The sequence below is a fragment of the Mycobacterium marseillense genome (assembly GCF_010731675.1).
Lineage (GTDB): Bacteria > Actinomycetota > Actinomycetes > Mycobacteriales > Mycobacteriaceae > Mycobacterium > Mycobacterium marseillense.
In genome coordinates this window covers 1,177,924-1,193,199 of sequence record NZ_AP022584.1, presented here as the reverse complement: position 1 = coordinate 1,193,199, position 15,276 = coordinate 1,177,924, and the positions used below count along the sequence as shown (strand labels likewise).

At 69.3% G+C, this 15,276-nt stretch carries 13 protein-coding genes; 6 read left to right on the top strand and 7 right to left on the bottom strand.

What is annotated here, in order from left to right:
- The first annotated feature begins 95 nt into the window (after window positions 1–95).
- The 3 genes from G6N26_RS05385 to G6N26_RS05375 are packed head-to-tail and all read left to right on the top strand — an operon-like array spanning window position 96 to window position 5,201.
- Window positions 96–1,901, top strand: a complete 1,806-nt coding sequence (locus G6N26_RS05385) for an N-acetylglutaminylglutamine amidotransferase (RefSeq protein ID WP_067165847.1) — start codon at window positions 96–98, stop codon at window positions 1,899–1,901.
- On the top strand, window positions 1,898–3,688 hold the full coding sequence (ngg, locus tag G6N26_RS05380; protein ID WP_067165852.1) for an N-acetylglutaminylglutamine synthetase: 1,791 nt from the start codon (window positions 1,898–1,900) through the stop codon (window positions 3,686–3,688). Before G6N26_RS05385 ends, ngg begins: the two co-directional genes overlap by 4 nt.
- 28 nt (window positions 3,689–3,716) lie before the next feature.
- Window positions 3,717–5,201: an MFS transporter gene (locus G6N26_RS05375; RefSeq protein ID WP_083018674.1), complete on the top strand. Its 1,485-nt coding sequence runs from the start codon at window positions 3,717–3,719 to the stop codon at window positions 5,199–5,201.
- A 9-nt stretch (window positions 5,202–5,210) separates the two neighbouring features.
- Here G6N26_RS05375 and G6N26_RS05370 read toward each other — a convergent pair whose 3' ends face one another.
- From G6N26_RS05370 to G6N26_RS05345, 6 genes are all read right to left on the bottom strand, one after another.
- Entirely contained in the window at window positions 5,211–6,731 is a 1,521-nt protein-coding gene (locus G6N26_RS05370; protein ID WP_083018672.1) for a serine/threonine-protein kinase, read from the bottom strand.
- 192 nt (window positions 6,732–6,923) lie between these two features.
- A complete protein-coding gene (locus G6N26_RS05365; RefSeq protein ID WP_067165862.1) occupies window positions 6,924–7,265 on the bottom strand; it encodes a hypothetical protein in 342 nt (113 codons plus the stop codon).
- A 146-nt stretch (window positions 7,266–7,411) separates the two neighbouring features.
- Window positions 7,412–8,125, bottom strand: coding sequence for a pyrimidine reductase family protein (locus G6N26_RS05360; protein WP_067165865.1), 714 nt, complete (start codon window positions 8,123–8,125; stop codon window positions 7,412–7,414).
- A 2-nt stretch (window positions 8,126–8,127) separates the two neighbouring features.
- Window positions 8,128–8,625, bottom strand: a complete 498-nt coding sequence (locus tag G6N26_RS05355; RefSeq protein WP_067165868.1) for a flavin reductase family protein — start codon at window positions 8,623–8,625, stop codon at window positions 8,128–8,130.
- A gap of 94 nt (window positions 8,626–8,719) precedes the next feature.
- A complete protein-coding gene (locus G6N26_RS05350) occupies window positions 8,720–9,919 on the bottom strand; it encodes an APC family permease (protein WP_232067571.1) in 1,200 nt (399 codons plus the stop codon).
- A 71-nt stretch (window positions 9,920–9,990) separates the two neighbouring features.
- Window positions 9,991–11,115 (bottom strand): FAD-dependent oxidoreductase, encoded by a 1,125-nt coding sequence (locus G6N26_RS05345; RefSeq protein ID WP_083018669.1) that lies wholly within the window; start codon window positions 11,113–11,115, stop codon window positions 9,991–9,993.
- 150 nt (window positions 11,116–11,265) lie between these two features.
- On the opposite strand from G6N26_RS05345, the gene G6N26_RS05340 reads away from it, so the two are divergent.
- Window positions 11,266–12,063, top strand: a complete 798-nt coding sequence (locus G6N26_RS05340; RefSeq protein ID WP_083018667.1) for a hypothetical protein — start codon at window positions 11,266–11,268, stop codon at window positions 12,061–12,063.
- Here the strand turns inward: G6N26_RS05340 and G6N26_RS05335 are convergent.
- Window positions 12,056–12,976, bottom strand: coding sequence for a TIGR03619 family F420-dependent LLM class oxidoreductase (locus G6N26_RS05335; protein ID WP_083018665.1), 921 nt, complete (start codon window positions 12,974–12,976; stop codon window positions 12,056–12,058). The two genes, G6N26_RS05340 and G6N26_RS05335, sit on opposite strands and share 8 nt — an antisense overlap.
- Window positions 12,977–13,037: 61 nt before the next feature.
- Here G6N26_RS05335 and G6N26_RS05330 point away from each other — a divergent pair, with 61 nt between their 5' ends.
- Together G6N26_RS05330 and G6N26_RS05325 are read left to right on the top strand one after the other, a co-directional pair.
- Window positions 13,038–13,727 (top strand): PadR family transcriptional regulator, encoded by a 690-nt coding sequence (locus tag G6N26_RS05330; RefSeq protein ID WP_067173957.1) that lies wholly within the window; start codon window positions 13,038–13,040, stop codon window positions 13,725–13,727.
- Window positions 13,728–13,908: 181 nt separating this feature from the next.
- Window positions 13,909–15,273, top strand: a complete 1,365-nt coding sequence (locus tag G6N26_RS05325; RefSeq protein WP_083018663.1) for an HNH endonuclease signature motif containing protein — start codon at window positions 13,909–13,911, stop codon at window positions 15,271–15,273.
- Window positions 15,274–15,276: the final 3 nt, after the last annotated feature.

Sequence of the window (15,276 nt, the reverse complement as noted above, 5' to 3'; positions counted from 1 at the left end):
TCACCACACGTTGATCGTGGGCGTAGACGGGGTGTTGCAGCGCTTTTGGTGGACGGCACGCGCGCGCCGAATCGGGCAACGGTAGGGTCGAAGAGGTGTGCGGAGTCACCGGGGAGGTACGACTCGACGGGCGGGCGCCCGATGTAGCGGCGGTCTCAGCGATGGCCACCGTACTGGCGCCGCGGGGCCCGGATAGCGGCGGCGCCTGGTCGCAGGGCCGGGTCGCGCTCGGTCACCGCCGCCTCAAGATCATCGACCTGACCGAAGCCGGCTCGCAGCCGATGGTCGACTCCGAGCTGGGCCTGTCGATTGCCTGGAACGGCTGCATCTACAACTACAAGGAGTTGCGCAGCGAACTCAGCGGGTACGGCTACCGCTTCTTCTCGCACAGCGACACCGAAGTCCTGATCAAGGCCTACCACCGGTGGGGCGACGACTTCGTCAGCCACCTGTTCGGCATGTTCGCCTTCGCCATCGTCGAGCGCGACAGCGGGCGGGTGCTGCTCGGGCGTGACCGGCTCGGCATCAAGCCCCTCTACCTGACCGAGGACAGCCACCGGGTTCGGTTCGCCTCGACCCTGCCGGCCCTGCTGGCCGGCGGCGGCGTGGACACCCGCATCGACCCCGTCGCGCTGCACCACTACATGAGCTTCCACTCGGTCGTGCCCGCCCCGGCCACCATCCTGCGCGGGGTGCGCAAGGTGCCGCCCGCCTCGCTGATCGCGATCGAGCCCGACGGCAGGCGCACCGTCACCACCTACTGGACGCCCGATTTCACCCGGCACGCCGACCGCGCGGATTGGTCGGAACGCGACTGGGAAGACGCCGTGCTGTCCACGCTGCGCCTGGCGGTCCAGCGCCGCCTGGTCGCCGACGTGCCGGTCGGCTGCCTGCTGTCCGGTGGCGTCGACTCCAGCCTGATCGTGGGCCTGCTCGCCGAGGCCGGCCAGCATGGGCTGTCCACCTTCTCGATCGGCTTCGAGTCGGCCGGCGGCGTCAAGGGCGACGAGTTCCAGTACTCCGACATCGTCGCCCAGCGCTTCGAGACCGACCATCACCAGATCCGCATCGAGACCGACCGGATGCTGCCCGCCCTCGACGGGGCCATCGGCGCGATGAGCGAGCCGATGGTCAGCCACGACTGCGTCGCCTTCTACCTGCTCAGCCAGGAAGTCGCGCGCCACGTCAAGGTCGTGCAGTCCGGCCAAGGCGCCGACGAGGTGTTCGCCGGCTACCACTGGTACCCGCCGATGGGCTCACCGGCCGCCGCAACGCTCGACGGTGCGGTCGCCGAATACCGCGGCGCCTTCTTCGACCGCGATTCGGCCGAGCTGGCCGGCCTGCTGGGACCGGGCATCATGGCGCCCGGTGACCCCAGCGGCCGGTTCGTCACCGAGCACTTCGCGCAGGCCGGCGCCGAGACGGGCGTGGACCGCGCGCTGCGGCTCGATACCACCGTGATGCTGATCGACGACCCGGTGAAGCGGGTCGACAACATGACGATGGCGTGGGGGCTGGAGGGCCGGGTTCCGTTCCTCGACCACGAGTTGGTGGAGCTGGCGGCCACCTGCCCGCCGGAGCTCAAGATCGCCCACGAAGGCAAGGGCGTCCTCAAACAGGCTGCGCGACGGGTGATTCCGTCGGAGGTCATCGACCGGCCGAAGGGCTACTTCCCGGTTCCGGCGCTGACCCACCTCGAGGGGCCCTACCTCGACATGGTGCGCGACGCGCTCTATGCGCCAGTTGCCAAGGAGCGCGGCCTGTTTCGGGCGGACGCGGTCGACACCCTGCTCGCCAATCCCAACGCCAAACTGACCCCGCTGCGCGGCAACGAGCTCTGGCAGATCGCCCTGCTCGAGCTGTGGTTGCAGCGCCACGGGATCACGGGGCCGGTTGCATGACCGTGGTCGATCCGTCCGGCGACCACACCGAGGCGATCACCCTCGGCCTCCACGACGCCTCGCCGCCGGAGCTGGTCGACGCGATGGCGAAAGACGTCGAGCTCGAATTGGGTTGGGGCCGACTCATTTTCGGGCAGACGTTCGCCGACTCCCAGCAGCTGGTCGAGGCGCTGCGCCGCGAAGGGCCCGGCCGCCGCGACATCTGCATCTACGCCCGCGAATCCCACGTCGTGGTCGCCGAGGCGCCGACCGAGCTGTTCATCGACCCCAGCCACACCTACCGGCTGCGTTTCACCGGCAAGAAGAAGAACTCGCCGCCGTCGCCGCTGGGCGTGACGGTGCGCACGCTCAACGACCCGATCGACGCCGACGCCATGAACCGCGTGTACGTGCGCTGCGGCATGGTCCCGGCCGGGGTCGACGTGATCTGGGACAACCATCAGCATGTGCCGGCGGTGAAGTATCTGCTCGCGGTGCGCGACGAGGACGGCGCCGTGGTCGGCACCGTCACCGGCGTCGACCACGAGTTGCTGTTCAACGACCCGGAGGAAGGGTCGAGCCTGTGGACGCTGGCCGTCGACCCGGCCGCCGGGCTCCCCGGGGTCGGCGCGGCCCTGACCCGGGCCCTGGCCGAGCACTTCCGCGACGCGGGCCGCGCCTACATGGACCTGTCGGTGGCCCACGACAACGCCGCCGCCATCGGCCTGTACGAGAAGCTGGGCTTCCGCCGCGTCCCGGTGCTGGCGATCAAGCGCAAGAACGCGATCAACGAGCCGCTGTTCAGTCCGCCGCCGGAGACCGTCGACGACCTCAACCCGTATGCCCGGATCATCGCCGACGAGGCGCTGCGCCGCGGGATCTGGGTCGAGGTGCTCGACGCCGAGACCGGCGAGATGCGGCTCACCCACGGCGGCCGCAGCGTCATCACCCGTGAATCGCTATCCGAATACACCTCGGCGGTCGCCATGTGCCGCTGCGACGACAAGCGGTTGACCCGGCGCCTGGTCTCCGAGGCGGGCATCACCGTGCCCCGCGCGCGCCTGGCGACGTTCGACGAAAGCGACTTCGCGTTCCTCAAAGAGGTCGGCGAGGTCGTCGTCAAACCGACGCGGGGCGAACAGGGCAAGGGCATCACGGTCGGGGTCGTTCCCGACAACGGGCCCGACGATCTGTCCGCCGCCCTGGCGCGCGCCCGCAAGCAATACCCGGACGTGCTCATCGAGCAGCGGGTGACCGGCGACGACCTTCGCCTCGTGGTGATCGACGGCCGCGTCGTCGCCGCCGCGCTGCGCATGCCCCCGGAGGTCATCGGCACGGGGGAGCACAGCGTGCGGGACCTGATCGCGGCCGAGAGCCGGCGGCGCGCGGCGGCCACCGGCGGCGAGTCCCGCATCCCGCTCGACGACCTCACGGAATCGACTGTCGCCGAGGCGGGTTGGGATCTCGACGACCTGCTGCCCCAGGGCACCCGGTTACGGGTGCGTCGCACCGCGAACCTGCATCAGGGCGGCACCATCCACGACGTCACCGCGCAGGTGAACAGCGAACTGTGCCGGGTCGCGGTGACCGCGGCCGAGGCGATCGGCATCCCGGTGACCGGCATCGACCTGCTGGTGCCCGACGTCACGGGCGCCGACTATGCGTTCATCGAAGCCAACGAGCGGCCCGGCCTGGCCAACCACGAACCCCAGCCCACCGCAGCGGCTTTCATCGATTTCCTCTTCCCCGGCCACCCGGGGCAGCCGCAGGCCTGGACGCCCGAGGAGTCCCGCTCCGATCGCGGCTGACGCCGCTCCAACCAGAACGGAGACGCCCGTGAGTGCGAGCGCGCAGACCAAGACCATCGCGACGCAGGTGCCCGCCCGGCTGGACCGGCTGCCGTGGTCACGGTTTCATTGGCGCGTCGTGGTCGGCCTCGGCGGCGTGTGGGTGCTCGACGGGCTCGAAGTCACCATGGTCGGCAACGTCTCGGCCCGGCTCATGGAACACAACAGCGGCATCGCGCTGAATCCCGCGCAGATCGGCATGGCGGCGGCGATCTACATCGCCGGGGCGTGTTCGGGGGCGCTGTTCTTCGGTCACCTCACCGACCGCTTCGGGCGGCGAAACCTGTTCATCCTCACGCTTGCGATCTATTTGGTCGCCACCGTGGCGACCGCGTTCGCGTTCGCCCCCTGGTATTTCTTCTTGACCCGCTTCTTCACCGGCTCGGGCATCGGCGGCGAATACGCCGCCATCAATTCGGCCATCGACGAGCTGATCCCGGCGCGGGTGCGCGGCCGCGTCGACCTGGTGATCAACGGAACCTATTGGCTGGGTTCGGCCGCCGGCGCCGGCGGCGCGCTGATCCTGTTGGACACCAGGAACTTTCCGCCCGACATCGGGTGGCGCCTCGCCTTCGGCATCGGCGCGATCCTCGGCATCTTCGTGCTGTTGGTGCGGCGCAACGTCCCGGAAAGCCCGCGCTGGCTGTTCATTCACGGCCGCGACGACGAGGCCGAGCACATCGTCGGCGAGATCGAGGAGTCCGTCGAGCAGGAGACGGGCGAGCAGCTGCCCGAGCCGCAGGGAAAGCCGCTGCGGATCCGTCAGCGCACCGCGATTTCGTTCCGGGAGATCGCCGCGGTCGCCTTCAAGCTCTACCCGCGCCGCGCGGTGCTCGGGCTGGCGCTGTTCATCGGGCAGGCCTTCCTCTACAACGGCGTCACCTTCAACCTCGGCACGCTGCTGAGCCAGTTCTACGCCGTGCCGTCGGGCATGGTGCCGGTCTTCTTCGTGCTCTGGGCCCTGAGCAATTTCGTCGGCCCGCTGGTGCTCGGGCATCTGTTCGACACCGTCGGCCGCAAACCGATGATCACGTTGACCTACATCGGTTCCGGTGTCGCGGTGGTGGTGCTGGCGCTGGTGTTCGTCACCCAGGCCGGCGGTGTGTGGGCCTTCATCGGCGTGCTGATCGTCGCGTTTTTCCTGGCCTCGGCCGGGGCCAGCGCGGCGTATCTCACCGTGAGCGAGATCTTCCCGATGGAGACGCGGGCGTTGGCGATCGCGTTCTTCTACGCGATGGGGACGGCGATCGGCGGCATCACCGGCCCGCTGCTGTTCGGTCAGCTGATCAACTCGGGCCACCGCACCGAGGTCGTCTGGTCGTTTCTGATCGGCGCGGTGGTGATGGCGGCGGCCGGGCTGGTCGAACTGTGGCTGGGGGTCGCCGCCGAGCGGCGCCCGCTGGAAGAGCTGGCGTTGCCGCTGACCGTAGAAGACGCTGAGCGTCAAGAGGATTCGGCGCCGGTAACGGACTAGGCCGGATGATCAGCCGTAGGCGTCCCACCACGTGTGCAGGTCTTCGACGGTGGCCGGGTCGCCGGCCACGTCGCTGAGCATCAGCCGCGCGTCGTTGGACCAGATCACGTTCGGGTGGTTGTTGTAGCTGCCGCACGCGATCAGCCCGGCCATGTCGTTCGGGGTTTCGTCGTAGTGCCAGCTGACCGGCGAGCGCCCCTCGCCCGGGCAGTTCACCACGCTGACGTTGCCGACGGCGTCGTCGAACGCCTTCTTGAGCCGCTCCGGCGTTCCGAACAGCCCGTAGGTGGCGCGGCTCGGGCCGCCGGGTTGCGTGTTCTGCCCGCAGGTGACCATGGCCACCGCGTGCACCCAGATGCTGCCCGACTCAGGAGTGGCCGCGGTGCACGTCCCGGGCAGGTAGCCCGGCGGCAGCAGACTGATCAGGCGGTCGTGGTCGTCGCTTCCGGCGGCGTCGGACAGCGGCGCGGTTTTCCCGGTGCCGGCCCGCTGCGCGGGCTCGCTGGTCGGCCGCAGCACGAGCCAGACACCGGCGGCGCCGATGGCGGCGGCGACGACGGCCGCGGCGGCCGCGGCGGCCAGGACCGGCCGACGGGAACGCCTGCGCGATGGGCCCGCCGGGCTGATCGCCGGGGTGTCGCTGCGCTGCAGGATCGTCTCCGCGCACTCGCGTTCGGGGCTGCTCAGTGCGGTGTTCGCGGCGGCCGCCAGGGCGCCGGCGGTGGGGTAGCGCTGGCCCGGATCCTTGGCCATGCCACCCGCGATCACCGCGTCGAACGCCGGGCTCACGCCATGCGCGCTGGGTTTGGGGACCGGGGCCGTCAGGTGGGCGCTGATAAGCGCCCCGGTGCTGTCGGCGCCGTAGGGCGGCGTCCCCGTGAGGGATTCGTACAGCACGCACGCCAGCGCGTACACGTCCGCGCGCGGACTCACGTCGTTGCTTGCAGAGTCGCTCGGTGCGTCGCTCGAAAAGCGTTCGGGTGCCATGTATTTCAAGGTTCCGACGGCCGTGCCCAGTTGGGTGAGCTTCTCGTCGGTCTTGGCGCTGGCGATGCCGAAGTCGGCGAGGTACGCGAAGTCCTCCCCGGTGATCAGGATGTTCTGCGGTTTGACGTCGCGGTGGGTGACCCCGGCGGCATGCGCGGCGTCCAGGGCCGACGCCACCTGGTGGATGATGGCGACCGCCCGCGGGGCGGCCAGCGGCCCATCCCGTTCCAGCAGGCTGTCCAGATCGGCGCCCTCGACGAGGCGCATCTCCAGATAGAGCTGCCCGTCGATCTCGCCGTAGTCGTGAATCGGCACGACGTGCGGCTCCAGCAGCCTGCCGGTGATGCGGGCTTCGCGCTCCATGCGCTTGCGGAACACCGGATCCTGACTGAAGGTGTGCGACATCAGCTTCAGCGCCACCGTCCACTGCTTGACGGTGTGCTCGGCCTCGTAGACCTCACCCATGCCACCCCGGCCGAGCAACCGCTTCAGGCGGTAGGGCCCGAACATCGTCCCCGACCGCGAGCCCTGCGCGTCGCTCATCGCTGACTCCCATCAAGACCGGCGGGTGGGCCGTCGATCACACCGCAGGAAAAGTACAACACCGGCGCGGGCGCGCGCGGGATCACTCGGCTATCCGGTGAGCCTGGTCAGCCAGGCCGGATCCTGATAGTTCACCGACGTGACGCCGTCCCACACGTAGGGCGTGGAGTTGGCGTATTCGACGGGACGCGCTTAACGGGCGTCGTCATCCCCGGCGGCGCGGTCGGTGAGCCCCTCGCGCGACAGCGCCCGGACGAATCCATAGGCCTGCATGCCGGCCGGGCCGGGATTGTCGAAGATCCACTCGTTGATCTTTTCCAGCGCGTTGGCCAGGTCGTCACGCTTGACCCGGACCAGATACGTCCGGCGGTCGTCGTCCGGGTCCTCGAGGGATTCGGCGACCGCGACCGGATTCCGAAACGCATACGCGATCCCGTGCACGGCATCGTGGTTCAGCGCCCATTGAATTTCGCTGGGGCGCAGTCGGTTCACCGCCAGGTTCCGATAGTCACGGTCGTGGTCTGAACTGCTCACCTGGCCGGTGATCCTTATCTATGTGCAGCGGCAACGTGGACAGCGATCAGCTGAAGGTGGTGTCGCGGGAGGCGATAGAACCGGGCATTTTCATCATAGGAACCGAAGCCGCCGGCTGCATGCCGAGCGCTTTTACCCCACCCCGGTCAGCGGTTGTACTTCAGGAACAGGTAATCGTCGCAGACCAACGCGTGCGCCAGGCGCATCGTGACCGGCGCGGTCAGCCGCGCCGGGTGCACGCGGTAACCCACCGGCTGGCTCGCGGCGAGTCTGGGGGCCAGCGTGACGCACAGTTCGGTCACGGCGTCTGCCTCCACCAGCTCGTCGAGCAGGGTCGGCCCACCCTCGCACAGGATGCGGCGCATGCCCTGCTCGCGCAGCATCGCGACGGCCAGCGCCACGTCCACGGTGTCCTCACCGGCGACCAGGAGGCGCAGCCGGTCGTCGTCCGCGAAACGCGCCGCGGTTCGCGCGCAGGTCACCAGGATCGGTGGTTGTGCGGGATCGCTGAACAGCCGGTCGGGCAGGTCGCCGCTGCGGCTGACGACGGCGATGGGCGGGGGCTCGAATCGCCCCTCATGGTGCCGCCTCGCCCGCGCCGCGTCGGTGAGTTTCACCGGGCCATAGTTTTCGGCGCGTGCGGTGCCCGCCCCGACCAGGACGACGTCGGCCAGCCCGCGCAGGGTTCTCAGCAGCCGTTGATCGGTGGGACACGACAGGGGGCCGGCGCGCCCGCCGAACGCGGCTGCGCCGTCGGCGCTGAAGATCATGTTGGCGCGCAGGCCATCCGGGGGATCGGCATAGAAGGGCGCGAGTTCGACGATGCTGGGGACGGTGCTGACCCGGGGAGGCTGGTCCACCCTCACGCCTCGTGGCCGGGTTCGAGTTGGCGGACGTCGCCGAACGACACCCAGCTTTCCAGCTCCTGTGGCGGGCTGCCGCCGACCGGCGCCAGCAGGTGCCCGACGTGGTCGCCCAGCGGGAAGCGCTCCAGGATCTCGCCGACGAACCAGGCGGCCGCCTCGTCGAGGATGGGCATCCCGTCGGGGCCCGAATGCCAGGAGCAGCGGGCGAACTTGTCGATTTTGTCGCTGGTCTGGCTGCCGAAGAGCTCCACGACGCCGAGGTGATCGTGGTCGAACACGTGCACCGCCAGGTGGGTGGCGTCGCGGGCCGTGCGGAAGGTGTGGTTGCGCTGCGACAGGCCGACCAGGAAGCGGGGCGGGTGAATGCTGGCCTGGCTGGCGAAACCCACCAGGCAGCCGGCCGGGGTCCCGTTGGCCTGCGTGGTGACGACGAACATCGGATAGTTCAGCAGCGCCACAAGCTTGTCGAATGCTTCGGTTTCGGGGTCGGCCATCCGGTCAGTCTTCCCCGTCGGGGCGTCGGGGAATCGTGTTACCGCGATTTGCGCGACGAGCGGAACTGCCGGGGCGCCGCGCCGAAACATCCGGTCACGGTGCACTCCCATTGCGCCGCAACGCAATTCGAGACATGATCCGCCGTAGCGCATAGGCGGCGGCACCGACGCCCAACACCGCCACCCCGGACAGCACCGACCACCGCGGCATCGCGAACGCCAGCAGCACGCACCCAAGCAGTCCGATCACCGGGATGACCCGGGGTGGGCGGCCCTCGTCGCGCCCGAGGGTGAATGCGGAGGCATTGGCGACCGCGTAGTAGATCAGCACGGCGAACGAGGAAAAGCCGATGGCGTCGCGAAGGTCGGTGGTGGCGGCCAGGACCGCGACGACGACGCCGATCAGCAGTTCGGCGCGGTGCGGCACCCGAGTTCGCGGGTGCACGGCGGCCAGCGGGTGGGGAAGATGGCGGTCGCGGGCCATGGCCAAGGTGGTGCGCGAGACGCCGAGAATCAACGCCAGCAGCGAGCCCACCGCCGCGACCGCCGCGCCCGCCTGAACCACGGGAACCAGCCCGCCCGCGCCCGCCGCGCGGGCGGTTTCGACCAGCGGCGCGGCGCTCTGCGCCAGGCGAGTCGGCCCGAGCACGGACAGCGTCGCGACGGCCACCAGGGCGTAGACGGCGAGGGCGATGGTCAGCGCCAGCGGTATCGCGCGCGGAATGGTGCGGGCGGGGTCGCGCACCTCCTCGCCCAGGGTCGCGATGCGCGCATAGCCGGCGAAGGCGAAGAACAGCAGCCCCGCGGCCTGCACCACACCGCCGGCGGTCCCGCCCGCCGGGAGCGGATCAAAGCCGGCCCGTCTCGAGCCGAACGCGACGGCGATCAGCGCCACCAGCACGGCCAGCACCAGCGCGACGATGACGCGGGTCAGCCACGCCGACTTCTGCACTCCGGCGTAGTTCACCGCGGTCAGCACGACCACCGCCGCCACGGCCACCGCATGCGCCTGCGCCGGCCAGACGTAGGCGCCGACGGTCAGGGCCATCGCCGCGCACGAGGCGGTCTTGCCGACGACGAAGCCCCACCCCGCCAGGTATCCCCAGAACTCGCCCAGCCGTCTCTGGCCGTAGACGTAGGTGCCGCCCGAGGCGGGATAGCGGGCCGCGAGTCGCGCGGAGGACGTGGCGTTGCAATAGGCCACCACGGCCGCGAGCGCCAGCCCCAGCAGCAATCCCGAACCGGCGGCGCGCGCCGCGGGACCCAGCGCGGCGAAAATCCCGGCGCCGATCATCGAGCCGAGTCCGATCACCACCGCGTCGAAGGTTCCCAGGCTTCGGCGAAGCTCGCCGCCGGAGGGAGCGTTCACCCGAGTGGGTTGTTCTGGCGCACTCCGCGATACATGCCCCAACGCACGAACCATGGCATGACCACGCGTTCGACCGACCAGGACGGGAAGCGGAAGGCGTGGCCGGTGGGCAGGAAGACCTCCAGGCCGTTGGGTTGGATGCCGACCAACGAACCCCATCGCCGCGTCGGCGCGCGGTAGGTGCGCAGCGGGCGGCCCGCGAACTCGGCGAGCAGGTTTCGCGCTACCAGGGCGTCGCCGCGGTTGCGGGCGGAGCTGCGGAGCGGGTCGGTGGCCGCGACGTCGCCGAGCGCGAAGACGGCCCGCTGACCGGGCACCCGCAGTTCCGGTGTGACGCGCACAAACCCGCGCTCGTCGAGCAATTCCGGTGGCAGCCAATCGGTGTTGGGCCGCACCCGTCCGATCGCCCACAGCACGGCGTCGGCGACGGCCGGGGATTGCCCGGTGCTCCAGCGCACCGGTTCGTCGGTGAGTTCGTCGCCGCCGAAGCCTTCTGCGAGCACCGCGCGGTGGCCCGGGTGGATGCCGACGCCCAGCGCGCTCAAACGGGCGCGAATGCGCTGCCAGATCCGCGGGTGATGGCCCTGCAGAGCGGACTTGCCGGGGAAGTAGAGGTCGATCCGCTTGCCCGGCCAGGTGGTCGCCATGTTGAGCGCGCTGCTGACGGCCGCCGCGCCGCCACCCACCACGATCACGGACTTGGCTGCGGTCAGCCGGTCGTGCGCGGCGCGCAGTCCCGCGCCGATCTCGTCGGCGGACTGCAACGACGGCTGGCGCCAGAATCCGTTGCTGACGCCGGTCGAGATGACCAGCGCGTCGTAGGCCTCCGTGACCGTCACGCCGTCTTGGCCTCGGCCGAAGACGATGCGGGCGCCCAAGTCCACTCCGGTCAGCGTGGCCTGCACGGTGCGGACGCGATCCAGGCGCCGGAACCGGTCGAACGGGATCCAGTAATCGCGGGCCCAGTCGTGCGGGCGGGACAGCCGGACGCCGAGTTCCTGGCCGCTCACCAGCGCGGGTTTGGCCGAGATCCCGACGACGTCGGCATGCCGGGACAGCTTGATCGCCGCGAGGACGCCCGCGTCCCCGAGGCCCGCGACGACGACGCGCTTTCGGTTCATGGCGCTATCCTGCCCTGCGTGCGGTGCGGACGAACGTCGACGAGCCGATAACGGGAGCCACGTCGGTTGACCCTGTTACGCGGATATCGTCGCCCGGCGCGCCCGGGGGAGTCGGCCCACCCTCGGGCGGGCACGCTGCTGAGCGCTTTCGTGCGGGCCTCGGCCCCCCGTCCCGCCGCGGCGCAGCGGGCCGCCGAGGACTTCGAGCGGGACTTCGGCCCGGCGGTTGTCGCCGAGATCCGGTGGGCGTTCACCCCGCCGCGCACCTGGCTGATGGGGGTGGTGGCCAACGTGGTGATCGCCGCCGCCTGGCTGGTGGTGCAGCCACTGACACCGGTGGGCCGCCACCACGATTGGGTGATCCTGGTGGGCACCTACTTCTCGTCGTGGGTCCTCGCGGACGTCACCACCACCAACTTCCTGGGTGCCGACCATTACCGCATTCTTCGGGGCTTGTCCGCGGGTGTGCCGTTCGGGCGAATCCTGTTGATCAAGAACGTCGCCCTGCTCGCGCTCGTCGGGTTGCCCACCCTGGCCGCCGCGACGGTGCTGACGCTGTGGCTGGAAACGCCCGCGCGCCTTGGCATTACAATCCCCACCGTCGCGGTGCCCATCGTGTCGTGGCTGGGCGTGGGGAACCTCATCTCGGTGTTGTACCCGGTCAGCGTCGAGCCGCTGATCCGGCGGTGGCGCCAGCGCGGGGACCTGCGCCGCACGCGCAGCTGGCTGCTGGCGCTCGCGCTGCCGTACGCGCTGTATTACGTGGCCGACCCGATGAACGGGGTAGAGCACCGGGTGCTGTGGCAGCAGGTGCCCGCCCTGATCTGGCCGGTGTTCGGGCGCGACACCAAGAGTCTTGTCCACGTCGCCATCGCGGTCAGCGTGTGGATCGCATGCAGCGTCGCCGCGATCGGATGGGTGCGCCGGCGCGGGCTGCAGATCAGGTGAGCTGCGGCTTGATCTCCTCGATGACCCACTGCGCGTAGTCGAGGTACTCGTCCACCCCGCCGACGGCGGGAACGGGAACCGCGGTCATCGTCACGCCCTGCTCGGCGAGCCAGCCCAACCGGTCGACGATCTGCGCCGAACTCATGCCCGGGCGATCGCTGGTGTCGCGGCGGGCCACGTGTCCCTCGCCGACGCGGTTGGTGCCCAGGCCGTGCATCACCTCGAAAGACCGGCCGTCATAAGACGGTTGGGACTTGATGTAGTCGAGCTTCTCGGCGATCTGCTCGGGGGGCGTGAGGAACGGCCACCACCCCGACCCGAAGGTGGCGGCCCTGCGCAACGCGGCGTCGGCATCGCCACCGATCCAGATTGGAAGATAGGGCTTTTGAACGGGTTTCGGCTCGAAGGCGATGTCGGCGAACGACACGAAGCGGCCGTCGAACGAAGGCGCGTCACTGGTCCACAGTTCGACGATAGCCGCCAGGTACTCGTCGGCGATCCGGCCGCGTTCGTTGAAGGGCACGCCGACGAGCTCGAACTCCCGTGGCAGCCACCCCACTCCGAAGGTGACCATCATCCGGCCGCCACTCATCCAGTCCGCGGTGGCCAGCGCTTTGGCCAGCACGATCGGATGCTGCAGCGGCAGGATGGTGATGCAGGAATTGACGGCGACCCGCTCGGTGGCGCCGGCGATGAAGGCCTGGGCGACCGTCGAATGCAGGTAGTGCGGCCCCGACAACTCGACATGGTCGGTGGGGATGACGAAATGTTCGGGCACCGCGATCATGTCGTAGCCCCACTGGTCGGCGCACCGCATCATGCGCCGTTGATCGGGGCCCGTGACGGCACCTTCCCAGGGTTGCGAAATAGCCTTGAGACGCAGCATGTGCGGAACGGGGAAGGCGAATTTCATGAGCGTCCCAGCCAGCGGTCCATGTCCCCCAATCTAGGGTGCGTGTTGTTAACCTGGCCACGTGGACTCCGAACCGGACCCTGCGAGCAAAAAGCCGACGCAGGCGGCCTTGGCCGCGACCAGTCGGGCTTTGCTGTGCATGATGTCCTACGAAGAGGAGATCTCGGGCTACGACCTCAAGAAGTGGATCGACTGGAGTGTCGATCTGTACTACTGGAGCCCGTCCTACAGCCAGATCTATACGGAGCTGAAGAAGCTGGAGGGCCTGGGGCTCGTCACGTCGCGCGTCGAGCGTGACGAGGGCACCCGCACCCGACGCCTCTACAAGATCACCGAAGCCGGCATGGCGGCCGCAATCGAGTGGGTCAACGATGCGCCGGTGGACCCGCCTGTGCTCAAACACAGTGTGCTGCTGCGGGTTACGTTCGGCCACCTGACCAATCCGGCCCGGCTCAAGGAACTACTGCAAGAACATGTGGCCTTCGCAGACGCGCGCCACCGCAAGGCGGTCGAGGATGCCGACGGCGCCGAGGGCGAACCCGCGTGGGCGTATTCGGTGATCGCGTTGCGGTGGGCAGCCAAGTACTACGCCGCCGAGCGTGAGTTCGCCCTGGAACTCATGAAGGACATCGACGAGGCCGACGCCGTGCTGAAGAAGGCGGAGAAGGGCGGCTTCGGGAAGGCGCGCCCCACCCCGGGGTATTGGCGAGAAATCGAGAAGCAGGTCCAGGCGAAGCGCGACGCCGACTAGTTCCGACGGTAGTGCCCGTTTTTGCCGGTGCCGTGGGTTTCGCCCGCGCCGTCGGGTCTCTCGCCTCGCGCCGGCGCGATTCCGGATATCGGAAACGCATAGCGAAATCCCTTGTGTCACTGTGGTTTCAGTGGTCACAATGTGAGGGTTTTTGTCGGTGGGTGTTCGTAGGGTCTGGGGTATGGGTTCGAGCACGCGCGAGGAGATCGTCGAGGTCTTTGATGCGCTCGATGCCGAGCTGGACCGGTTGTGCGCGTTTTCTTTTGAGGTGTTGACCACTCCGGAGCGGTTGAATGTGCTCGAGCGCATCGAACGCATCGCGCGCCGGGTCCGCGTACCGGGGCACACCGTGATCAATGAGCTGCGCGCCCAAGCGACCACGACAGAGCTGGGCGACACACTGGGGGGTGCGCTGGCCGAACGGCTACGCATCAGCACCGCCGATGCCGGGCGCCGAGTCGCCGAGGCCGCCGATCTTGGGGAGCGTCGGGCGCTGACCGGGGAAGCGTTGACACCCACCTTGGGCGCCACTGCGGCCGCCCAGCGCCGGGGGTTGATCGGCGAGGCCCACGTGCGGATCATCCGCAGTTTTTTCGCCGAGCTGCCCGCCGAGATCGACCCGGGCACCCGCGCGCATGTCGAAGCCGACCTGGCCTCTCAGGCCAGCAGGTTTGGCCCCGGCGAGTTGCAGCAGTACGCGCGCCGGGCCATGGGCTGGCTCAACCCCGACGGCACACTCAAAGATGGCGAGCGTGCCCGCAAACGCGGCATCATCCTCGGGCCCCAGCAATACGACGGGATGTCGGCGCTGCGCGGCTATTTGACGCCGGAGTTGCGGGCCACCTTTGAACCCGTGCTGGCCAAGCTGGGCGCCCCCGGGGCGTGTAACCCCGACGACGAGACACCGATCATCGACGAGGTTCCCGACCAGGACGCGGTGCGCCGCGATCTGCGCACCCCGGCCCAACGCAACCACGACGCCCTGCTGGCCGGGCTGCGCGCCCTGCTGGCCTGCGGAAAGCTGGGCTGCCACAACGGGCTGCCGGTCTCGGTCGTGGTCACCACCACCCTGCACGACCTCGAAGCTGCCGCCGGCAAGGGCGTCAGCGGGGGTGGGTCGCTGGTGCCGATGTCGGATCTGATCCGCATGGCCAGCCACGCCCACCACTACCTGGCGATCTTCGACCGCGGCAAAGCCCTAGCCTTGCATCACACCAAGCGGCTGGCCTCCCCCGCCCAACGCATCATGCTGTACTCCAAAGACCGCGGCTGCACCAAACCCGGCTGTGACGCCCCGGCATATCACAGCCAGGTCCACCACGTCACCGGCTGGACGGCCACCCATCGCAGCGACATCGACGACCTCACCTTGGCCTGCGGCCCCGATAACCGACTCGTCGAAAAAGGCTGGACCACCCGCAAAAACGCCCACGGCGACACCGAATGGCTGCCCCCGGCCCACCTCGACCACGGACAACCCCGCACCAACACCTACCACCACCCCGAACGAAACCTCAACTACGACCAAGACGACGACCCCGTTTGACGC